General features: G+C 61.0%; 17 protein-coding genes. 8 read left to right on the top strand and 9 right to left on the bottom strand.

Annotated features, from left to right (window positions below):
* Positions 1 to 6 precede the first annotated feature (6 nt).
* From NA647_RS09045 to nirB, 4 genes are all read right to left on the bottom strand, one after another.
* On the bottom strand, positions 7 to 1728 hold the full coding sequence (locus NA647_RS09045; protein ID WP_256057385.1) for a bifunctional protein-serine/threonine kinase/phosphatase: 1722 nt from the start codon (positions 1726 to 1728) through the stop codon (positions 7 to 9).
* A gap of 42 nt (positions 1729 to 1770) precedes the next feature.
* Positions 1771 to 2583 carry a formate/nitrite transporter family protein gene (locus tag NA647_RS09040; RefSeq protein ID WP_256057384.1) on the bottom strand — a complete coding sequence of 271 codons (813 nt, stop codon included), beginning with the start codon at positions 2581 to 2583 and terminating at the stop codon, positions 1771 to 1773.
* A 132-nt stretch (positions 2584 to 2715) separates the two neighbouring features.
* A complete protein-coding gene (gene nirD, locus NA647_RS09035; RefSeq protein ID WP_256057383.1) occupies positions 2716 to 3102 on the bottom strand; it encodes a nitrite reductase small subunit NirD in 387 nt (128 codons plus the stop codon).
* Positions 3102 to 5675: a nitrite reductase large subunit NirB gene (gene nirB / locus NA647_RS09030; protein WP_256057382.1), complete on the bottom strand. Its 2574-nt coding sequence runs from the start codon at positions 5673 to 5675 to the stop codon at positions 3102 to 3104. The genes nirD and nirB overlap by 1 nt, the downstream gene beginning before the upstream one ends.
* Before the next feature lie 582 nt (positions 5676 to 6257).
* On the opposite strand from nirB, the gene NA647_RS09025 reads away from it, so the two are divergent.
* Both NA647_RS09025 and NA647_RS09020 read left to right on the top strand, forming a co-directional pair.
* Positions 6258 to 7082 carry an aldo/keto reductase gene (locus NA647_RS09025; RefSeq protein ID WP_336604948.1) on the top strand — a complete coding sequence of 275 codons (825 nt, stop codon included), beginning with the start codon at positions 6258 to 6260 and terminating at the stop codon, positions 7080 to 7082.
* Between the two features lie 175 nt (positions 7083 to 7257).
* A complete protein-coding gene (locus NA647_RS09020; protein ID WP_256057380.1) occupies positions 7258 to 8604 on the top strand; it encodes an esterase-like activity of phytase family protein in 1347 nt (448 codons plus the stop codon).
* Positions 8605 to 8796: 192 nt separating this feature from the next.
* Here the strand turns inward: NA647_RS09020 and NA647_RS09015 are convergent, their stop codons facing one another.
* Entirely contained in the window at positions 8797 to 9831 is a 1035-nt protein-coding gene (locus NA647_RS09015; RefSeq protein WP_256057379.1) for an NADP-dependent oxidoreductase, read from the bottom strand.
* A gap of 421 nt (positions 9832 to 10252) precedes the next feature.
* On the opposite strand from NA647_RS09015, the gene rfbD reads away from it, so the two are divergent.
* Positions 10253 to 12334: a dTDP-4-dehydrorhamnose reductase gene (rfbD, locus tag NA647_RS09010; protein ID WP_256057378.1), complete on the top strand. Its 2082-nt coding sequence runs from the start codon at positions 10253 to 10255 to the stop codon at positions 12332 to 12334.
* Positions 12335 to 12447: 113 nt separating this feature from the next.
* Positions 12448 to 13611: an NAD(P)-dependent oxidoreductase gene (locus tag NA647_RS09005; RefSeq protein ID WP_256057377.1), complete on the top strand. Its 1164-nt coding sequence runs from the start codon at positions 12448 to 12450 to the stop codon at positions 13609 to 13611.
* A gap of 42 nt (positions 13612 to 13653) precedes the next feature.
* On the opposite strand, the gene NA647_RS09000 is transcribed toward NA647_RS09005, so the two are convergent.
* Both NA647_RS09000 and NA647_RS08995 read right to left on the bottom strand, forming a co-directional pair.
* A complete protein-coding gene (locus tag NA647_RS09000) occupies positions 13654 to 13848 on the bottom strand; it encodes a hypothetical protein (RefSeq protein WP_256057376.1) in 195 nt (64 codons plus the stop codon).
* Positions 13849 to 14081: 233 nt separating this feature from the next.
* On the bottom strand, positions 14082 to 14450 hold the full coding sequence (locus tag NA647_RS08995; RefSeq protein WP_256057375.1) for a YgaP-like transmembrane domain: 369 nt from the start codon (positions 14448 to 14450) through the stop codon (positions 14082 to 14084).
* Positions 14451 to 14692: 242 nt separating this feature from the next.
* On the opposite strand from NA647_RS08995, the gene maiA reads away from it, so the two are divergent.
* Entirely contained in the window at positions 14693 to 15328 is a 636-nt protein-coding gene (gene maiA, locus NA647_RS08990) for a maleylacetoacetate isomerase (protein WP_256057374.1), read from the top strand.
* Between the two features lie 132 nt (positions 15329 to 15460).
* Positions 15461 to 16540: a 4-hydroxyphenylpyruvate dioxygenase gene (gene hppD, locus NA647_RS08985; RefSeq protein ID WP_256057373.1), complete on the top strand. Its 1080-nt coding sequence runs from the start codon at positions 15461 to 15463 to the stop codon at positions 16538 to 16540.
* 61 nt (positions 16541 to 16601) lie between these two features.
* Here the strand turns inward: hppD and NA647_RS08980 are convergent, their stop codons facing one another.
* A complete protein-coding gene (locus NA647_RS08980) occupies positions 16602 to 17531 on the bottom strand; it encodes a LysR family transcriptional regulator (protein WP_256049343.1) in 930 nt (309 codons plus the stop codon).
* A gap of 144 nt (positions 17532 to 17675) precedes the next feature.
* Between NA647_RS08980 and NA647_RS08975 the strand changes: the two genes are divergently transcribed.
* Positions 17676 to 18725, top strand: a complete 1050-nt coding sequence (locus NA647_RS08975; RefSeq protein WP_256057372.1) for an oxidoreductase — start codon at positions 17676 to 17678, stop codon at positions 18723 to 18725.
* Between the two features lie 57 nt (positions 18726 to 18782).
* Positions 18783 to 20096 carry an NTP/NDP exchange transporter gene (locus NA647_RS08970; protein WP_256057371.1) on the top strand — a complete coding sequence of 438 codons (1314 nt, stop codon included), beginning with the start codon at positions 18783 to 18785 and terminating at the stop codon, positions 20094 to 20096.
* A 100-nt stretch (positions 20097 to 20196) separates the two neighbouring features.
* On the opposite strand, the gene NA647_RS08965 is transcribed toward NA647_RS08970, so the two are convergent.
* Positions 20197 to 20589 (bottom strand): GFA family protein, encoded by a 393-nt coding sequence (locus NA647_RS08965; RefSeq protein WP_256057370.1) that lies wholly within the window; start codon positions 20587 to 20589, stop codon positions 20197 to 20199.
* Positions 20590 to 20799 lie beyond the last annotated feature (210 nt).

Below are 20799 nucleotides of genomic sequence, written 5' to 3'. Positions count from 1 at the left end.
CAGGCCTCAACGCACCATCAGCACGACCACCGTAATGGCCAGCACTAGCGAAACGCTTTTCCAGAACAGCACTGGGTTGCGTTCCATTAGCGGTGGTCTGGACTTGTTGAGAAAGGCCTGGTTGGGCTGGCGCAGCTCGAACACGAACTCGGACAGGTCCTCGTAGCGCTTGTAAGGGTTGATGTGTAGCGCCTTGCGCAAGACCTCATCGACCCATGCCGGTACCGCGCGGTCATGCTCGCGGATCGGTCGATAGCTGAGCGCGTTCAGCGCCGCACGGGTACGGCAGCGTGCCACTTGCGTGCCGTAAGGCAACTGGCTGGTAAGCATCTGATAAGTGACGACCGCCAGCGAGAACAGGTCCGAGCGGGGCGTGCCGCCTTCTCCCAGAAAATATTCCGGCGCGGTGTATTGCGCAGTACCGAGCAACTCACTGCGCTCGATGGGCGAAGCGATTTCCATGAGGCCGGCGACGCGGGTGGAACCGAAATCGATGATTTTCACCGTGCCGGTGGTGTCGATCATGATGTTTTCCGGGCGCAGATCCTGGTGCAACATTTCCAGCCGGTGGAAGGCACGAAGGCCTTTGGCGATCTGCTCGACGATGCCGCGAACCGTCTCCAGGTCCGGCCTGGGGTGGTCGATCATCCATTGGGTCAGCGTCTGGCCCTCGATGAACTCGGTAAGGCTGTACAGATAGTTGCGCTTGCGCGTCTGCGGGCAAGGCTTGGCCACGTGGGCGCTGTCGATGCGCCGCGCGACCCATTCCTCGGTGAGAAAGCGCTCGAGGTATTGGGCGTCTCGCTGCAGATCGAGCGATGGCGTTTTGATGATTACCCGCGTCTGGCTGTCATCGTCGAGTGCCAGATAGACGTGGCTGCGGCTGCTGGCATGCACTTCGCGAACGATGGTGTAGCCATCGAACCGGGCGCGTGGTTCCAGTATGGGCGGGAAGGGCAGCTCGGTGAGTTGCCGGTAGAACTCGTCCGCTGCCTGCGCCGGCAATTCATTAATGCGCAGGATCTGCACCGTGAGGTTGTCGTCGCTGCCCTGTTCCAGCGCCCGGGCGATGATTTCCCGAGCGGCCGCATTCAGATCGTCCGGGTTGCGAGCGATCGCGTCGAGCATCGACGAGTCGTCGAGGTATTCATGAGCGCCGTCGGTCGTGAGGATGAAGGTATCACCCACTTCGACCGGCTCGGCGCGGTAGTCCAGATCCAGCTGCGGATGAATGCCCAGGGCCCGGCTCAGGTAACTCTTTTGCTCCGAAACCCTCATCCGATGGTCATTGGTCAGCTGTTCCAGTGCGTTGCCTTGGACGCGATAGATACGCGAGTCGCCGGCGTGGAAGAAGTGCGCGGTAGTCGACTTGATGACCATGGCACTGAAGGTACAGACGTAGCCGCGATCCTTGTCGTACCGGTACTGACTTTGCTGGCTTTGCGCATGCAGCCAGGAGTTGGTCGCCATCAGGACCCGTTGCGCCGAGGTCTTGACCGACCAGGCATCGGATGTGCAGTAGTAATCGGCGAAAAAGCCGGTGACTGCCGATTCGCTGGCGATATGGCTGACGGCGCTGCTACTGATGCCGTCGGCCACAGCGATGGCGATCCCCTTGTTGCTCAGTTGCGGTTCTTTGGGAATGTAAATGCCATGGAAATCCTGGTTGCTTTCCTTGCGCCCCTTGTCGGTGTATTGGCCCACCGAAACCTTGAGTTGGCTTCTCATAGAATGCCGCGAACTCCAGACGGGCCGGAGTTCGCAAAGTCTTCAGCGCAGCGCGCGTTTCGGCGCAGTTTTGACATGGGTGGTGTAGAGCGTCAGGCCGGTAAAGGCCAAACCGCCCACCAGATTGCCCAGCGCGGTGGGGATTTCATTCCAGATCATGTAATCCATGATTGAGAAGTCACCGCCCATGATCATCCCTGCAGGGAACAGGAACATGTTCACCACCGAATGCTCGAAGCCCATGTAGAAGAACAACATGATCGGCATCCACATGGCGATGACCTTGCCGCTCACCGAGGTGGAAATCATCGCGCCGACCACACCCATCGACACCATCCAGTTGCACAGCATGCCGCGCAGGAAGATGGTCAACCAGCCAGCCAGGCCGAACTCGGCGTAGCCCAGGGTACGGTCCTCACCCACATGGGAAATCTTTTCGCCTACCGGGCCCGGATCGGTGGAAAATCCCATGGTGAAGACGAACGCCATCATGAGCGCAACCGTCAACGCACCTCCGAAATTTCCGAGAAAGACCAGTCCCCAGTTGCGCAGAACTCCGTCGACGGTCACTCCTGGACGCCGGTCGAGCAGCGCCAGCGGCGTCAGGACGAAGACGCCGGTGAGCAGGTCGAAACCCATCAGGTACAACATGACGAAGCCGACGGGAAACAGCATGGCACCCACCAGCGGCGAGCCTGTTTGCACCGTGATGGTGATAGCGAAGACTGCCGCGAGCGCAAGGATCGCACCGGCCATGAAGGCCCGGATCAGGGTATCCCGCGTAGACATGAAGATTTTGGACTCACCGGCGTCGACCATCTTGGTGACGAATTCCGAAGGGACGATGTAGGACATATTCGATTCTCAGTGCGTGTTGGCTGTTGGCCGATGATTTCGGCCTTGCAAATCCGAGTGAGCGCTTCCGTAGGGCCGAACTTGTTCGGCCGTCTGCCGCTCAGTTGGCCGAATGAATTCGGCCCTACAAATTCATGCCCCGCCCGTTGAAGCGATTTCCACCGCATCGCCGTTGAGCCGCACTGGCCAGACCTGCAAGTGTTGCTCGGGATATTCCAGGCAGGTGCCGTCTTCCAGGCGGAAGTGCTGCTTGTACAGCGGCGAGGCGATCACCAGATCGCCCTTCAACTGCCCAACGAGGCCGCGGCCGATGACGTTGGCGCCCGATTTCGGGTCGCGGTTTTCAATGGCGAACAGCTTTTCGCCTTCCTCTGTCTCCGGCAGGTGGAAGAGGGCGACTTGCGCGCCGTCCAGCCAGGCAACCACACCGGAATTGGCCACCAGATCGCGGCGGCTACACAGTGCGCGCCAACCGGCGGGTTGAACGGAATCGACACGTACGGCGTTGGACTGGCTCATCAGAGCACCTCCTCGGTTACGGGAATCAGGTGAAGTTCGTGTGCATGCACCGGACGGCGCTGGCCGCGTTCCTTGACGAAGTGAATGTCTGGATCGCCGCGCTGGTCGTTGACGAAGGTGCGGAAGCGCTTGAGTTTTTCCGGGTCCTTGATGGCATTCGCCCACTCGCATTCGTAGCGATCGACCACCAACTGCATCTGCGCCTCCAGCTCGGCAGCCAGATTGAGGCTGTCACCGATGATGACGTCCTTGAGGTAATCGAGGCCGCCTTCGAGGGATTCGCGCCACACCGAGGTGCGCTGCAGCTTGTCCGCGGTGCGGATGTAGAACATCAGGAAGCGGTCGATGTAGCGAATCAGCGTTTCGTCATCGAGATCGGTGGCAAACAGTTCGGCATGACGCGGACGCATGCCGCCGTTGCCCGAGACGTAAAGATTCCAGCCGTTCTCGGTGGCGATCACGCCGATGTCTTTGCTCTGTGCCTCGGCGCATTCACGGGTGCAGCCAGAAACACCGAACTTGATCTTGTGCGGCGAGCGCAGGCCCTTGTAGCGATCCTCCAGGCGCAGCGCCATGCCAACGCTGTCCTGCACTCCGTAGCGGCACCAGGTGCTGCCGACACAGGATTTCACTGTGCGCAACGACTTGCCGTAGGCATGGCCGGTCTCGAAACCGGCTTCGATCAGCTCGCCCCAGATGTCTGGCAGCTCATGCAGCTCGGCGCCGAACAGGTCGATGCGCTGGCCGCCGGTGATTTTGGTGTAGAGGTCGTATTTCTTGGCGACGGCTCCGAGGGCGATCAGCTTGTCCGGAGTGATTTCGCCGCCGGCTATGCGCGGCACCACCGAGTAGGTGCCGTTCTTCTGCATGTTCGCCATGAAGGTATCGTTGGTGTCCTGCAATGGAATCAGCCCAGGATCGGTGATCGGCTGGTTCCAGCAGGAGGCGAGAATCGAGCCCACCGCAGGCTTGCAGATATCGCAGCCAGTGTGGCCGCGTCCATGTTTGGCCAGCAGTTCGTCGAAGCTGATGATGCTTTCGACGCGCACAATGCCGTACAGCTCCTGCCGGGTATGGGCGAAGTGCTCGCAAAGACTCTTGTCGACCTCGACGCCGCGGGCCGTCAGCTCATGCTCGAATACTTGCTTGAGCAACGCGCTGCATCCCCCGCAGCCGGTACCCGCTTTGGTTGCGGCTTTCAGCTCGCCGAGGTCGGTGATGCCCGCGTCGACCTGGCAGCACACCGCGCCTTTGGTGACGTTGTGGCAGGAGCAGAGGGTCGCGGTGTCGGGCAGGGCGTCCGCGCCTAATGTCGGTGCGCCATCGGACAGCGGCAAGATCAGGGAGGACGGGTCGGCCGGCAGCTTGATGCCGTTCTGCGCATACTGCAGCAGGGTGTCGTAGTAGCTATTGTCGCCAATCAGCACGGCACCGATGACGCGCTTGCCATCTTCAGACAGCACCAGGCGGCGGTAGCTGGCATTGGCTTCGTCGATAAAGCGATAACTCTTGGCGCCGGGCGTGGCCGCGTGTGCATCGCCGATGGAGCCGACATCGACGCCGAGCAGCTTGAGCTTGGTTGACATGTCCGCGCCGCTGAAGGGCTGGTGTGGCTCGCCGCAGAGCAGCGCGGCGACGTTACGCGCCATGGTGTAGCCGGGTGCTACCAGACCGAAGACCATACCGTTCCAGGACGCGCATTCGCCGATGGCGAAGATCGAGGGGTCGCTGGTGCGGTAGTCCGCGTCTATCACCACACCGCCGCGCGGAGCGATCTCCAGTTCGGCGTTGCGCCCGAGCGCATCCTGGGGACGGATGCCGGCTGAGAAGACGATCAGATCGGTTTCCAGATACTCACATCTACCATCAGCGCCATCGTTGAAGTTCATTCGGTAGGCATATTCCTCACCGATGACAATTTCCTGCGTCGCGCGGGACAGGTGCACACCGACACCCAGCGCCTCGATACGGGCCTTGAGTGCCTTGCCGCCTTCGTCGTCCAACTGCACCGGCATCAGACGGGGAGCGAACTCCACGACATGGGCTTCCAGGCCGAGCGACTTAAGGGCGTTGGCTGCTTCCAGACCCAAAAGTCCACCGCCCACCACCACACCACGCTTGGCGTTGCTGGCAGCGGCACGAATGGCGTCCAGGTCATCAAGGGTGCGGTAGACCAGCCGGGAGTTGCCCTCGGCGCCTGGAATAGGCGGTACGAACGGGTATGAACCGGTCGCTAGAATAAGTTTGTCGTAAGCCTGGCGGCCCTCGCTGGTGACCACTTCCTTGCGCTGCCGGTCGATCTCCAACACCTGCACGCCGAGGTGAACATGCACGCCATGGGTGGCGTAGTAATCGGCGTCGCACATCGCCAGGGAGTCGGCATCGCGGCCGCCGAAGTATTCGGACAGATGCACCCGGTCATAGGCTCTCTGACGCTCCTCGCCGTAAACATGCAGCTGGTACTGAGCCAGGGCACCGCGCTCGATCAGCTGCTCAATGCAGTGATGTCCCACCATCCCGTTGCCGATAATGACCAGCGTTTCGCTCTTGATCGGGGTGACGATTGCGTTCATGACCGGTTCCTCCGTCGATGCCGTTTGCGGTTGCATCGCACAAAAACAAAAAGGCGCCTGGAGCTGTCGGGCAGCTCCAGGCGCCTTTGCCTGGTATTCATAAGTTGTGGAGGTGACTGTTCGAGCCTCGTTGCCCGTTGCACCTGTCCCGCGCCGTTTGCGGCTGATGGTCTTCGCTGACCGCGGGAGGCTCTGCCGAATCGCTCGGCAGGCGTTGCTTAGGCCATAGCAGGTTGCGTGCCAGCGACCTTGAAGGAGGGCGTGAGGGCGGAGCTGCGCGGGGTTGGTGGGCTGAAGCCCACCCTACGGAACGAGGCTTTTGTAGGGTGGGCTTCAGCCCACCGTCAAAGTTGAACCACAAAGGTGCGGTATTCGCGAAAAGCTCCCTTTTTTGGGGCGATATGCCGAGTGACTTCATCGGTAATCGCCTGGCGCAGCTATACGGAGCCGAACCTTGCGCGTTGGGCTCGGTCAGTACACGACCTTCCGGTCCCGGCATGGCTATGATTGCCGCTGACCTCAATCCTGACGAATCGCGGAGATCACTTGAACAAGGTCGTCGAACAACCTTTGCTGCTGGGCATGATGCGTCTGATGCAATACCCAGAGTTGGCGCAGCCGCAGGCACTGCTGAGCTTTCTGGATCGCTGTGTCGAGCGTGGCGTGAGTGCTTTCGACCACGCTGACATTTATGGCGCTGGAGAATGCGAGACGCATTTTGGCGCCGCGCTGAAACTGCAGCCGGCGCTGCGTCAGCAGATCCAACTGATTGGTAAGGCTGACATCGTGCCAGCTTCGCAAGATCGCTCTCGCTGGCAGGTCAAGCATTACAACACCCAAGCGGCGTACCTTACCGAGGCGGTCGACGGCTCTCTGAAGCGGCTCGGCGTGGAGCGCCTGGACGGCTTCCTGCTGCATCGGCCAGACCCTTTGCTGCAGGTTGATGAGGTTGTCCGAGCGCTGAACGATCTGGTCGCAAGCGGCAAGATCGGCTGGCTTGGCGTATCCAACGCCGAGCTGCCGCATTGCCAAACACTGGCGCGCGAGTTGCCGCTGCGCTGCAACCAGATCGAGCTGTCGCTGCACGCCCAGGAAACGGTATGGGATGGGCGCCTGCATGCCATGGAAAGTGAGGGCCTGCATGTGTTGGCTTGGTCACCGCTGGCGGGTGGCCGTTTCAGCCCGGTGCTACAACAAGCGCTTGAGGAAGTCGGTGCGGCGCTTGACGCTTCGGCCAATCAGGTCGCCCTGGCCTGGCTGCGCAAGTTGCCTGGCAAGCCAGTCCCCATCCTGGGCAGCCTGCGTTGGGAGCGGATCGAGGAAGCGCTGCAGGGCGCCGAACTGCGGCTCGATACGCAGGCGTGGTTCTATCTGGCACAGGCCGCACGCGGCCACGAGGTCGAGTGAGTCCAGACTGAGGCCGGGTTGCATAGCGTAATCGAGTGGTCTAGCGTCATCTGGCCGACGCTGCGTCAGTTTTAGCCATATTCCTGACACAGTCACTTCCTAAGGTTGTTCTCCGACGCCAGAGCGCTGCGCATGTCGCGCGGTGCTGGCTCCGACCGGATGGAGACACTGACTCATGCGAATCCTGAAGCCGCTGGTCGTAGCGCTTGCCGCTGCGATTTCCGCCCCTGCGATGGCCGCGAGCAATACCTTGGTAGGTTGGGCGTTGATGCCAGCCGACACCTTCTCCGATGGCCCGACGTCTGGGCAGATGGCCAATGCCAACCCCTACGGCACCTTTGCGCCACCTTATGAAAACCGTCAGCCGGTGCAGGGTTTTTCAGCAGTGCTGCCGGGAGCGGATGAAAACAGCTTCATATTCATGACCGACAACGGCTTCGGCGGTCAGACAAATTCTGCAGATACGCTGTTGCGGCTTTACAGCGTTCGCCCTGATTTCCGTACGGCCAGCGGCGGGAGCGGGAAGGTCAGTGCGAGTGACTATCTCAGCGGTGCGCCGCTGGCTCGCTTCACCCACACGTCGCGCCTCACCCTCAACGACATCAATCAGAAGCTCGAGCTGCCAATCCAGGCCGACTACCGTTTTTATTACAACGACGGCTCCAAGCCACGCGTCGACAGCACTATCGAGTTCGGCCGTCTGCTGACGGGCGCCGACCTGGACATCGAGTCGGTGCGCCGAGACAAGAATTGTGCGAGGTGGTTTGGTGACGAGTTCGGGCCATATCTGATCAAGACCGATGCGTCGGGCACCGTCACTCGCAGCGCGATTTCTTTGCCAGGTGTTTATGCGCCGCAGCATGTCGATGTAGTGGCGGGACGAGCAACCGCGAACCTGGGCGGCTCGGGTGGTTTCGAAGGCATGGCGATTAACCCACGCGGGGACAGGCTCTATACCTTGCTGGAAAAAACCGTCAACGGCGATCCGGCCGGTACCTTGCGTATCAACGAGTTTGATATCGATCAAGAGCGTTACACCGGTAAGGCGTTCTTCTATCGCCTGCAAGCGCCAGAGAACGCCATTGGTGACATGACTGCGATCGATGAGACGCGCTTCCTGGTCATTGAGCGCAATAACGCAACCGCCACCAACGGCACCCCTTTCAAGAAAATCTACCTGATCGAAACCCGCGGTGTCGCCAGTGGCGGGGAAGTGCGCAAGACCGAAGTTGTCGACCTCATGCAACTGGCCGATCCCGATGATCTGAACGGCGACGGGCAACGGACATTCACCTTTCCCTACGTGACCATTGAAAGCGTGTTGCCGCTGGATTCCCGCACCTTGCTGGTGACCAACGACAACAACTTCCCGGGCGGCGGCGGGCGAGCACTGGCGGCGGACGTCACCGAGTTTCTGAAGATCCGTCTGGCTAATCCGATTCCTGGCGTCCGTCCGCCGCACCAGCAGCAGGCCAGAGATGCACGCCGTTGTGAAGTATCGACCGGGCTGAGCCAAAGCTGACTATCGACCAAAGTCTGTGCGAGCCAGGAGGGACGTCAGGCGTTGCTGGCGAACGGCACAGTTAGGCGGGCAGTCGAAGGCCGTGTGGGCCTCGCTTCGCCAGCAAGCTGGCTCCTACAAGAGCGTAGATCGCGCACCGTCCGTAGGAGCGAGCTTGCTCGCGAATCATGCTGTCGATGCCACACCCAACCTTCAGGCATCGCCCACCTGCACCACCAGCTTGCCGAAGTTCTTGCCTTCAAGCAGCCCGATGAGCGCCTCGGGTGCATTTTCCAGCCCTTGCACGATCTGCTCGCGGTACTTGATCTTGCCCTCGGCATACCAGGCGCCCATGTCGCGGGCGAACTCGTCATAGCGGTGGCCGTAGTCGTTGAAGATGATGAAGCCCTGCATGCGCATGCGCTTCTTCAACAGAGTGTCGAGCAGCAATGGCAACCGATCCGGCCCATCCGGCAGGCCGGTGCTGTTGTACTGGGCGACCACACCACAGACCGGCACCCGCGCGCTGGTGTTGAACAATGGCAGCACCGCATCAAACACCTTGCCGCCGACGTTCTCGAAATACACGTCGATGCCATCTGGGCATTGCTCGGCCAATTGCTGAGGGAAGTCCTCGGCGCGGTGATCGATGCAGGCATCGAAGCCGAGGGTTTCGACCGCATGACGGCATTTGTCTGGACCACCAGCGATGCCCACCACACGACAACCCTTGAGCTTGCCGATCTGGCCGACCGTGGCGCCCACCGGCCCGGTGGCCGCCGCAACCACCAGCGTTTCCCCAGCTTTGGGCTGGCCGATATCCAGCAGACCCATATAAGCCGTGAATCCCGGCATGCCCAGCACGCCCAGTGCGTGGGACGGATTCTTCATGTCGCGGCTGAGCTTGAGCAGCCCTTCGCCGCTAGAAAGGGCATAGTCCTGCCAGCCATTACCGCTGAGCACCCAGTCACCTTCCTGATAGTCCGAATGACGGGACTTGACGACCCGACAGACCGTACCGCCGACCATCACATCGCCGACCTCCATCGGCGGCGCGTAGGACGGCCCGGCGCTCATCCGGCCGCGCATGTAAGGATCCAGCGAGAGATAGACAGTGCGCAGCAGCAGCTGACCGTCTTCGGGTTTCGGTACCGGGCCGGTTTCCAGGCGGAAGTTTTCTGGCGTCGGGGCGCCGTGCGGGCGGGAGGCGAGGTGAATGCTGCGGTTGTGTTGCGTGTCCTGTGTCATCGAGCGGGTCTCCCATGTCGTGGTAGCTATGCCTGATTGAGGTGAGGCGGCGCATCGGTGCGCCGCCAGAGCGGATCGGATGAAGCCACTCAGCATGTGAACCGGGCTGCCATGGGGAGTTCGGAGGGGCTTTAAAGGCGGAGTCGCGACATGAGGGTCAGTCACCGCTAGAACTCTACGCGGCCCTTTCAATTCCTTTCTGCAAGCTCGACGCAACGACTGCCATTCGGGCATGTCAATAAATCACGTCGACTTTTTGCGACATAACATTGCAGTGCACTGAACCTCGTTCATCTTCCTCGGTCGGAGCTGAGCGCCGTGCTCACCGCCAGAAAAGTGCCGCAGCGGCGCCCGACAAGACGCCTACGAATATCGTCAGGCTGGATGTCACCTATCTTCCCGATTAGAGACCAAGCGACCCATGGATCAGATATTCGCCGTCGTACTCTCGTACAAGCGCAAGGATTTGCTAGCGCGTTGCCTGGATGGGATCAATGCCCAGACCCGACCCTGCGACGGCATCATCGTCGTCGATAATGCCAGCAACGACGGGACCGAGGAGATGCTGCTCCAGACGGGGCTGGCGAACCTCAAGGTGTATGTCCTCTCGCACAACACCGGGGCATCGGGAGGCTTCAGTGCCGGATTCCGTCTCGCCTATCAGCAGGGCGCCGACTTCGTCTGGATGATGGATGACGATGTGATTCCCGAGCCGGACGCCTTGCAGAAGCTGCTTGAGGCCGATGAGCAATTGCGCGCTCAAAACAAGCCGCACTCGTTTCTGGTGTCTAAAGCGCATACCAGCGAAGGGCTGCTGACCAACGTGCCGCGCATCGACGAACGGACCAATGAAATCGACTATGAAAACTGGCCGGAACTGCTCGATATCGGTGTGGTTCCGGTTCGTCCCGCAACCTTCGTCTCGATCCTGGTGCCCAGAGCATCGCTGCAACGCCACGGCTTGCCCATCGCGTCCATGTTCATGTGGGGCGACGATACCGAATTCACCATGCGTATCAGTCAGGACGTACCCGGTTACCTGGTGGCTGCGAGCAAGGTGCTGCATATGCGACGGGTCAGCGGCGCCATCGATATTCTTCGGGAAACCGACCCGAATCGGATCGCGTTGCATCGGCATCTGGTGCGCAACGAGTTGTTCGTGGCGCGTAAATACTTTCGCAAGCGTCGCGTCCTGGGCTTGTTGTTTTCCCGCCTGGGGCAGGTGGCTCGCATGCTTCAGCGCGGTCAGTTCGCCAAGGCGAAGATCGTGGCGAAAGGCCTACTCGAAAGCCTCCACTTCGCACCAGAGCCGGAAGCTGCCGATTCGCCGGTGGAAACGCTTGGCGTCAGCGTACGTGAGCTGATCCCAACGCCGACGACCGCTACGCCGCAGGTCGGCGATACTCCGCCGCTTCCGGCCATTGAATCAGCCGAGGCTGATTGTGGCGCAATGCAATCAACCGATGCTGAATCAAGACAGCCTCGTTCCCTCAGACCGAACATGCGCGTGCTGGTATGCGGCGCAGGTGGACAGGTGGGGCGCTGTCTGGTCAATCAGGCGCCAAGTTTCGGGCTGGAAGCCATCGGCCTGCTGCATAAAGACGTCGACATCACATCTTCTGAGGAAATTGCCCAGGCGATCGAGCGCTACCGGCCGGCGCTGATCATCAACGCGGCGGCTTATACCAATCTAGATCATGCTGAGGCGGAGGTCGCGCATGCCGAAGCGGTGAATCGCGACGGCGCGGGCAATCTGGCACAGGCCGCCAAGCGGTTCGGCATTCCGCTGTTTCACCTGTCCAGTGAATACGTCTTTTCGGGCGATGGCTCGCAGCCTTATCGAGAGACCGACCTGGCCCTGCCGATCTGCGTCTATGGCAAAACGCGGCGGGCGGGGGAGATCGTCATCAGCGAAACCCTGGATCGCTATCTGATACTGCGCACCAGCTGGATCTATGGCGAACATGGCAACAACTTCGTGCAGACGATGCTTAATCTCAGCCGCAAAACGAACGAAATCTCTGTCGTAAGCGATCAGGTCGGCTGCCCGACTCGCTCACGAAGTGTCGCCAGGGTGCTGATCGAACTCGCGCTGCGCTATTGCCGCGATGGTGATCTCGAGTGGGGGCTGTACCACTACAGTGGATTGTCGTCGTGCTCGTGGGCCGAGTTCGCCGTCGAGATTTTCCGTGAAGCGGAACGGGTCGGCTTGATAGACAAAGCGCCGCAGGTGCTGCCGGTGACGAGCGGAAGCCTGCCGCGCGCCGCGGCCCGTCCGGCCTGGTCTGTACTCGACTGCAGCCTGATCGAGAATGTCTTCGGCATCAGGCCCAAACCATGGCGCGACGAGCTGCGGCATGTGATCAGGCACATGAGTGACATCCCAGCGACACCTTTCGGGCCGGCTCCAAGTCGCGTGCCGTTCCGGACTCACACACAAAACGAAGGAGCTGGGCCATGCCTGACTCGCTTCGAGTGCGCGCAAGGAGCAAGCCAGCGGTGAAACCATCCATTTAAACTTTTTCCAAATGTAACAGTCTGAGCTTCACGCAAACCAAAGGGACTTACGTTATGGGCGAATCAGCAATTAAACGAGTGGGTGTTTCAGGCACAGGGATGATTTCGCATTGCTTCGTCCGGCTGATCATGCAGCACTACAAGGATCTGCAGATCAGTCGGGTTCTGACTCGCAGGAACATCGGAACGCTGAGCGACTTCCCGCTGCGAGATGCGTTAACCAACTCCGTTGATGAGCTCATCTCGAACTCGGACATCATCGTCGAGTGTACGGGCGACGTGTTCTTCGGAACGGAAGTCATCGAGCGTGCATTCGAAGCCGGGCTTCCGGTGGTCACGGTCAATGCTGAACTTCAGGTCACCACCGGTTCCTATCTATCAGGCAAGGGCTTGCTGACCGAAGCCGAAGGTGATCAGCCGGGCTCTCTCGCGGCGTTGCGAGAGGACGCCTTGCAGATGGGCTTTAAGCCGCTCGTCTACGGCAACATGAAGGGCTATCTGAACCACAACCCGACACCCGAAGACATGGGCTACTGGGCCAAACGGCAGGGCATCAGCGTCGAGCAGACCACATCCTTCACCGATGGCACCAAGGTGCAGATCGAGCAGGCGGTGGTCGGTAATGGTTTCGGCGCGACCATTTCTCGCCAGGGGCTGGAAGGCGTGGCCTCAACCGACCTGAATCTCAGCGCAAACGTCCTCGGCCTGATTGCGGACGGCATAGGGCAGCCCATCGTCGATTACGTCGTACCTAGCGGTTATCCGGCTGGTGGGGTGTTTCTGGTATGTCGCCACGATGAGGTTCAGGCACCTGCGATCGAGTATTTCAAACTGGGCCCCGGTCCGTATTACGTACTGACACGTCCTTTCCATCTCTGCTCGCTCGAGGTCGGAAAAACAGTCCGTCGCGTGCTGGCCGGAGGGGGTGTGCTACTGAACAATGCGGCCGAGCCGACCCTGGGCGTCGCGGCGATAGCCAAGCGGGTGATGAAGTCGGGCGACGTGATCGGTCGGGGTATTGGAGGCTTCGATGTGCGCGGTGAAGCGGTGCGGCTCGCCGATGAGCCTAACCATGTCCCCATCGGTTTGCTCCGCAACACGGTGCTCAAAAGAGCCGTCGAGCCTGGGCAGTTGATCACCTTTGACGACATCGACATTCAGCCCAGCCGCGTGTTGGATATCGTGCTTCAGCAGCGCGATAAAGTGGCCCAGCGGACCGAGATATCGCCCATGGTAGATGACATTCAGCAAGCGCTCAGCTGAGTGGAATGGAGGGCGGAGCGCGTCGACCTATCAGCAGGTCGGTTAGCTCGGCGCAGTTGCGTGGGCCGCGCAAAGCGCGGTCCAGACACTTAGCGCGATCTGAACGACCGCGCCGCCAAAGCAAGCGGCTTCGTTCTGAGCATCTTGCTCGTTATCGAACAACGCCAGTACGCTGCCATAGGAATAAACCACTCCCCAGTGTCCGGCTTCTTCGCCGTCGAGCTTTATAGCGTCCATCAGTGTTATCCTGAGAGTTTTGCGAAATGTGACGAAATCACGTCACATAAATACCATGCCGCCAAAATGTCGACAATTGCCGTTCGGCGGCGCTCTCAAACGCACATGGCGCGAAGCGGATTGCTGTGGCTTTCAGTAGTACCGCACCTCCAAGTCGAGGACCCATCTTGCGACAGCAAACCTGTCCATCAACTTGAGCGGCGGTGAACAACGAGCGACCTGCCTGCGCCTTTTTAGCTGGTGCGTTGCTCGCCCGGGTGGGTTTCATGCCCCATCGGAGTAGTGTCCGGTAGCTTCACTTTGGGCTCTGCGAAGTCGGGGCTGTGCACTTCAGAGTCGAGCGGCATGTGGCTATAACGCTGCTTGTTAGCCAGGTCTTGAGTGCGATGCGGCTGTTCGGTCTCGGTCAGTATGCGCTTGGCCTCGCAGCGTCCGCTAATGCCACGTGCCAGCGCCATGCCGCCCATTGCGAGCTGCAGCAAACCGCTGATGCCGCCGCGACGCAGCCCTTTGCCCAACAGCATCAAGCCGCCCGCCACCGACGCGGTGCGCTCCCAACCATGCACGTTTTGCGGAGCGGTCTTGTCGAAAAGCCGATTCATGGTGTTCTCCTTTGCTCGCTTTCTCGTTGTGCTTTCGGCAACGCCACCCTGCGATTCGTTCTAGGCGGCGGATGAAAGGCTCGAGCGTTCGTATCGTTGGCGGCGAAGCTGTTTCGGCAAGATAGGGAGGCTTGACAGTTAGAGACGGCTGACGCAGATTCCACTAAACGTAATTTGATTACGCAAAAACAATAATTCGCTCTGAAAATGAAGCGCGACCTTGCAAACAGCGTGGCCTCGAAATGGAACTACACACCTACTACCGCTCTACGTCGTCCTACCGGGTGCGCATTGCGCTTGCGCTGAAGGGCCTGGATTACCGCGCGGTGCCGGTCAACCTGATCCGTGACGGCGGCGAGCATCGCCAGCCGGCCTATCTCGCGTTGAATCCGCAGGGCAGGGTGCCGACGCTCCGCACCGACGAGGGCGAGTCGGTGATCCAGTCGCCAGCGATCCTCGAATACCTGGAAGAACGCTATCCCGAGCCGCCACTGTTGCCCAACGACATCATGGCGCGTGCGCGGCATCGCGCCGTGGCTGCGCTGATCGGTTGCGATATTCATCCGCTGCACAACGTCGCGGTGCTCAATCGCCTGCGCGGATTGCAGATTGCCGAAGAAGATGTGCTGGCGTGGATCGGCCATTGGATAGGCGAGGGCCTCAAGGCGGTCGAAGCTCTGATCGGCGACGAAGGCTACTGCTTCGGCGAGCCCGGTATGGCCGATGTGTATCTGCTGCCGCAGCTGTACGCGGCGCGGCGTTTCAATGTGGAGCTGAGCGACATGCCCCGCATCCTGCGCGTCGAGCGCCTGGCGCTCGCGCATCCGGCCTTCCAGCAGGCTCATCCAGATGCCCAACCGGATACGCCACAAGCATGAAGACGCTTGGCTTTCGACTGACCTTGGGCGACCACCTCGGGCGTAGCGTCCGCGGGATCTCCTGTGCGCCACCGGGCTGACGTGTCTCTCACGTCATCCCTTATCAATGCACAGCCAGTCAAGGAGCCAATCATGGCCGACCTGTTTGAAAATCCCATGGGCCTCATGGGCTTCGAGTTCATCGAGTTCGCCTCGCCCACCCCGAACGTCATCGAGCCAGTGCTGGAAAGCATGGGCTTCTCCCATGTCGCCAACCATCGCTCTAAGGATGTAGCGCTGTATCGACAGGGCGAGATCAACGCCATCGTCAACCGCGAGCCCAAGGGCGTTGCGGCTTATTTCGCTGCCGAGCACGGCCCGTCGGTGTGCGGCATGGCCTTCCGCGTGAAAGATGCGCAAAAGGCCTACTCCCGCGCGCTGGAACTGGGTGCTCAAGCCATCGAATTACCTACCGGGCCGATGGAGCTGCACTTGCCGGCGATCAAGGGCATCGGTGGCGCGCCGCTGTATCTGATCGACCGCTTCGGCGAAGGCAGCTCGATTTATGACATCGACTTCGTGTTCCTGGACGGTGTCGATCGTCATCCGGTCGGTGCCGGCCTGAAGATTATCGATCACCTGACCCACAACGTGTACCGCGGTCGCATGGCTTACTGGGCGGACTTCTACGAGAAGCTGTTCAACTTCCGCGAAATCCGCTACTTCGACATCAAGGGCGAGTACACCGGCCTGACTTCCAAGGCGATGACCGCGCCGGACGGCATGATCCGCATCCCGCTCAATGAGGAGTCGTCGAAGGGCGCAGGGCAGATCGAAGAATTCCTCATGCAGTTCAATGGCGAAGGCATCCAGCATGTGGCCTTTCTAACCGATGACCTCATCCAGACCTGGGACAAGCTCAAAGCCAGCGGCACGGTGTTCATGACCGCACCGCCCGAGACCTATTACGAAATGCTCGAAGGACGGCTGCCGAATCATGGCGAACCGGTCGAGGAGTTGAAGTCGCGCGGCATTCTGCTCGACGGTGCTTCGGAGAATGGCGAGCAGCGCCTGCTGCTGCAGATATTTTCCGGCACGCTGCTGGGCCCGGTGTTCTTCGAGTTCATTCAGCGCAAAGGCGACAGCGGCTTCGGCGAGGGCAACTTCAAGGCGCTGTTCGAATCCATCGAGCGAGATCAGATCCAGCGCGGTGTGCTCAGCACCGCCGAGTGATCGCATTGACGGCAGCCGGCTTCGGCTGCCGTTCGCTTTTCAATCGGCTCGGATGGGGCCGCTACAGTAGCCGGTCGGGCGCGGCGGGTGCGCTTTCGAGCGCCTCCGCCTTGATGAAGTCGACGAAGGCCCGGAGCGGTAAGGGCATATGGCGACGCCCATGGTAGTAGAGGTAGGGGCCGTCGAAGTGCTGCCACCAATCCTCGAGTATGGGCACCAGGCGTCCATCGGCGAGCGGCTCGCGCAGGAAATCCTCAAAGGTGTAGATGATCCCAAGGCCGTTGATGGCCGAGCGGGTCTTCAGATCATGCGATGACGTCAGCAGTTGCCCGCGCGGTGGAATACGCAGGATGCGCCCGTCTTTCTCGAACTCGAATACACCCACCTTTCCGCTTTCGAAGCGATGGCCCAGCAGCTCGTGGCCGTCCAGCTCCTCGGGATGACGGGGCGTGCCGCGCGCCGCCAGATAGGTGGGGGCCGCAGCGGCGACGAAGCGTTGTCGGCGCGGCCCGATGGGCACGGCGATGGTGTCCTTGGCCAGGCTTTCCTCATAACGCACCCCAGCGTCATACCCACCAGCGTTCACGTCGATGAAGGTGTTATCCATCACCACCTCGACACTGACGCCGGGATAGAGCTTGAGGAAGCGTGCCAGCAGGTCAGGCAATAGGAAGCGCGCCACCGGCACCGGCACGTTCAACTTCAACGTTCCGACGGGGCGATGTGCCTCGTCGTCCAGGTCATTGAAAGCGGCGTCGATTTGCTGCAGTGCCGGACGCAGTCGCTCAAGCAGCCGCTCGCCTGCGGCAGTTGGCGTGACGCTGCGTGTGGTGCGGTTCAGCAGGCGCAGGCCTACGTCACTTTCCAGCCGGCGCATGCAGTCGCTCAGCGATGAGGCCGAGAGGCCGCGCTTCTGTGCCGCAGCGCGAAATCCGCCGGCTTCCACCACAGCGGCGAACAGCGCGACATCAGTCAGGTTGGGTTGGCGCATGGCAGCTCCTCAATGTGCCCGAACTGTACGCCAGACCGTACGGGGCATCCATGAATATCCGGCTTATCCTCGGATATCCGTACACCAATAATCCCTTCTCGTCCGGACGCACCGGACATCCAAAGACGAGAAGAGGATTTAGCTATGTGGAACCTATCTACCCATTCGACGAACAAGGCGAGCAGGCCTTACCGTGTTTTACAGATGGCCCGCGCGTTGATCGCAGGCGTCGCGTTGGCAGGGGCTCTTGCCGCAGAGGCCACGAACCGTGCCGCGCCAAAGCCCGACTGGTCGGCCAGCGATATCCCCAGCCAGCAGGGCCGCATCGTTCTGATCACGGGCGGTACCAGCGGTATGGGTTATGAGGATGCGCTGGCGCTTTCACGCGCTGGCGCCGAAGTGATCATCGCCGCGCGCAACCCCGAGCGTGGCCAGGAAGCGATCGCGAGCATCCAGCAGGCGGTACCCGATGCCCGCGTGCAGTTCGAAGCCGTGGATCTGGCTGATCTGGCGTCCGTACGCAGCCTGGCTAGCCGCTTGCAGACACGACTCTCGCGGCTCGACGTGCTGATCAACAACGCCGCCATCATGGCCCCGCCGACTCGCGGCACGTCCGCTGACGGTTATGAGCTGCAGCTGGCGACAAACTATCTCGGGCATTTCGCCCTTACTGGCTTGCTGTTACCCATGCTGCGCGAAAGCGAGGACCCGCGAGTGGTTAGCCTGTCGAGCATCGCCAGCGCGCGGGGCCGCCTGAACTTCGCTGATCTGCAGGCCGAACGGGACTACAACCCTTACGCCACCTACGCGCAGTCCAAGCTGGCCGTGCTCACGTGGGCTCTCGAACTACAGCGGCGCAGCGATGCCGCCGGCTGGGGCATCCGCAGCATCGCCGCGCACCCAGGCGTCGCCGTCACCGAGCTGATCGCACGCGGCCCTGGGCTGAACAGCGAATTCGGCAAGCAATGGGCGCAAGACCGCGACGAGTACCACTCCGCCGCGCAGGGCGCCCTGTCGACGTTGTATGCCGCTACAGCCCCTGATGCGCTCGGTGGCGGTTATTACGGGCCTACTGGCGAGGACGAGAAGCGCGGACCGCTGGGTTTCGCCCGGATGCCCCAGGCGGCAGCCGACTCCGATGCGGCCGAGCTGTGGCAGGTATCGGAGCGACTCACTGGCGTGATCTATCCCTGAACGCCGCGGGCACGGGGATGCTCCGTGCCTGCTACCACCGAACTTTCAGGAGCGCCCATGAACGCGTCCTCTTTGATGCACCGTTTAAGCGTCATTCTCAATGCCGAAAATCACGAACTGCGCCCTGCGCTACATGGCTTCCTGCTGTTCGTCTGTCTGTTCGCGGGTTACTTCATGCTGCGCCCGATTCGCGAGTCCATGGGTATCTCGGCCGGGGTGGAGAATCTGCAATGGCTGTTCACTGCCACCTTTTTCGTCATGCTGGCGGCCGTGCCGCTGTTCGCCTGGCTGAGCTCTCACGTGCCACGTTTGCACTTCATCGACTGGGTGTACGGCTTCTTCTGCGTGAACCTGCTGGTCTTCGCGGTGCTGTTTGGCATGCAGGCGGAAAGCCCCTGGATGGCTCGCGTCTTCTACGTGTGGATATCGGTTTACAACCTGTTCGTGGTGTCGGTGGCCTGGAGCCTGATGGCCGATGTATTCGACGGCGATCAAGCCAAGCGCCTGTTCGCCTTCATTGCCGCCGGCGCCAGTGTCGGCGGGCTGGCTGGACCGGCTCTCAGCGCCTTGCTGATCGGGCCGTTGGGCGAGTCCGGGCTGATGCTGCTAGCAGCCGTGCTGCTCGGCATTGCCATGGTGCTCAAGCGTGTGCTGATGCGCTGGCGGGAGGAGGGCGGCGCTGGCCGCCGCGGTGCGGTACCTACCGAAAGCACGCGCCGGCCCTTGCGCGGAAACCCGTTCAGCGGGCTGACCGCCGTAATGAAATCGCCCTATCTGCTCGGCATCGCAGGCTTCGTGGTGCTGTTGGCCACCGTCACCACTTTTCTCTACTTCGAGCAGGCGCGTCTGGTGGCCGAGCACTTTCCGAACCGCGAGGCGCAGGTTCGCGTATTCGGCACCATCGATCTGGTGGTCCAGGCAGGCGCACTGCTGTCTCAGTTGTTCATCACCGGGCGTGTCGCCCAGCGGCTAGGGGTGGGCGTGCTGCTAGCGCTGGTACCGCTACTCGTCTGTGCAGGTTTCATCGGGCTCGCGCTCGCGCCCAGCTTTGGCTTGCTCGTGGCGCTGATGATCGTGCGCCGCATCGGTGAGTACGCATTCGTTCGTCCGGGGCGGGAAATGCTCTTCGCGCCGCTCGACGCCGAGAGCAAGTACAAGGCGAAGAACGTCATCGACACCGTCATCTATCGCGCCGGCGACGCCATCAGTGGTTGGGCCAAAAGTGCATTGGACATGCTCGGTCAGGGTGTGGGCCTGGTTGCGTTGATCGGCGCGCTCTGTGCGCTGCTGTGGGGGTATCTGGGCTGGGAGCTTGGCAAAAGGGCTGACCAACGCAAGCGTGCGCCGGTGGTTGTGCCCGCGGTTACGTGATGGGCATTTTCACAGCAGCGACCGGGGCCACGCTGGAGCGACTCCTTGATGACTATCACAAGGTACGTCTCCGAAGACGGTGGGGTTTGCCGGAGGCCACCTAGTCCTCAAAGCGGCCCGTGGCGTCACGGTCGTGCTCATACCGTCTGGTGAGAGGAAACAACGGCAACCAGGACTCGCGGCGGACCGTCCAGCTCTCGTAGGTGGGCATCAGTTGGTCAGGGGCATCCAGGGATCCAAGGTTCACCTCGATTTCGTCCGCGGTACGCGCGAAAACGGACGAGCCGCAGCGAGGGCAGAAAAACCGCCCAGCGTAATCGCGTGTTTCGCCTTCGATCATCACCGCATCCTGAGGGAACACTGCAGCAGCAAAGAAGACCGCGCCGTGATGCTTGCGGCAATCGAGACAGTGGCAAAGGCCGACCCGGTACGGGCGCCCCGACGCCACGATTCGGACATCCCCGCAAAGGCAACCGCCAGTGAATCGGTCCATGCTGCTTCTCCTCTGAGTCAAAGGTTCGGAATCTTGCGAAGAGTTCCCGTCGGCACCGATGATGCGCCGCTCGTTCGTGCACCTTGCGAATGATCAGTATTGGTGCTTGTGCAAATTCTGCTAAACGACTGCGAGATTTATTGCCGCGTTGGTTGATGAGTCTCCTGCCCGACTGGAGCCGGTGGACCGTCCTTACATGCGAAGGGGCTT

The sequence above is a fragment of the Stutzerimonas stutzeri genome (genome assembly GCF_024448985.1).
Classification (GTDB): domain Bacteria; phylum Pseudomonadota; class Gammaproteobacteria; order Pseudomonadales; family Pseudomonadaceae; genus Stutzerimonas; species Stutzerimonas stutzeri_AP.
This window is presented reverse-complemented; position numbering and strand designations above follow the sequence as displayed.

Bases quoted from the DNA above. Each gene is read 5' to 3' on its own strand.
- NA647_RS08995 (WP_256057375.1), bottom strand. From the start codon at position 14,450: ATGAATCGGCTTTTCGACAAGACCGCTCCGCAAAACGTGCATGGTTGG.
- hppD (WP_256057373.1), top strand. From the start codon at position 15,461: ATGGCCGACCTGTTTGAAAATCCCATGGGCCTCATGGGCTTCGAGTTC.
- nirB (WP_256057382.1), bottom strand. From the start codon at position 5,675: ATGAACGCAATCGTCACCCCGATCAAGAGCGAAACGCTGGTCATTATC.
- NA647_RS09020 (WP_256057380.1), top strand. From the start codon at position 7,258: ATGCGAATCCTGAAGCCGCTGGTCGTAGCGCTTGCCGCTGCGATTTCC.
- NA647_RS09015 (WP_256057379.1), bottom strand. From the start codon at position 9,831: ATGACACAGGACACGCAACACAACCGCAGCATTCACCTCGCCTCCCGC.
- NA647_RS08965 (WP_256057370.1), bottom strand. From the start codon at position 20,589: ATGGACCGATTCACTGGCGGTTGCCTTTGCGGGGATGTCCGAATCGTG.
- maiA (WP_256057374.1), top strand. From the start codon at position 14,693: ATGGAACTACACACCTACTACCGCTCTACGTCGTCCTACCGGGTGCGC.
- NA647_RS09025 (WP_336604948.1), top strand. From the start codon at position 6,258: ATGATGCGTCTGATGCAATACCCAGAGTTGGCGCAGCCGCAGGCACTG.
- NA647_RS08970 (WP_256057371.1), top strand. From the start codon at position 18,783: ATGAACGCGTCCTCTTTGATGCACCGTTTAAGCGTCATTCTCAATGCC.
- NA647_RS09005 (WP_256057377.1), top strand. From the start codon at position 12,448: ATGATTTCGCATTGCTTCGTCCGGCTGATCATGCAGCACTACAAGGAT.
- NA647_RS09045 (WP_256057385.1), bottom strand. From the start codon at position 1,728: ATGAGAAGCCAACTCAAGGTTTCGGTGGGCCAATACACCGACAAGGGG.
- rfbD (WP_256057378.1), top strand. From the start codon at position 10,253: ATGGATCAGATATTCGCCGTCGTACTCTCGTACAAGCGCAAGGATTTG.
- NA647_RS08980 (WP_256049343.1), bottom strand. From the start codon at position 17,531: ATGCGCCAACCCAACCTGACTGATGTCGCGCTGTTCGCCGCTGTGGTG.
- nirD (WP_256057383.1), bottom strand. From the start codon at position 3,102: ATGAGCCAGTCCAACGCCGTACGTGTCGATTCCGTTCAACCCGCCGGT.
- NA647_RS09000 (WP_256057376.1), bottom strand. From the start codon at position 13,848: ATGGACGCTATAAAGCTCGACGGCGAAGAAGCCGGACACTGGGGAGTG.
- NA647_RS08975 (WP_256057372.1), top strand. From the start codon at position 17,676: ATGTGGAACCTATCTACCCATTCGACGAACAAGGCGAGCAGGCCTTAC.
- NA647_RS09040 (WP_256057384.1), bottom strand. From the start codon at position 2,583: ATGTCCTACATCGTCCCTTCGGAATTCGTCACCAAGATGGTCGACGCC.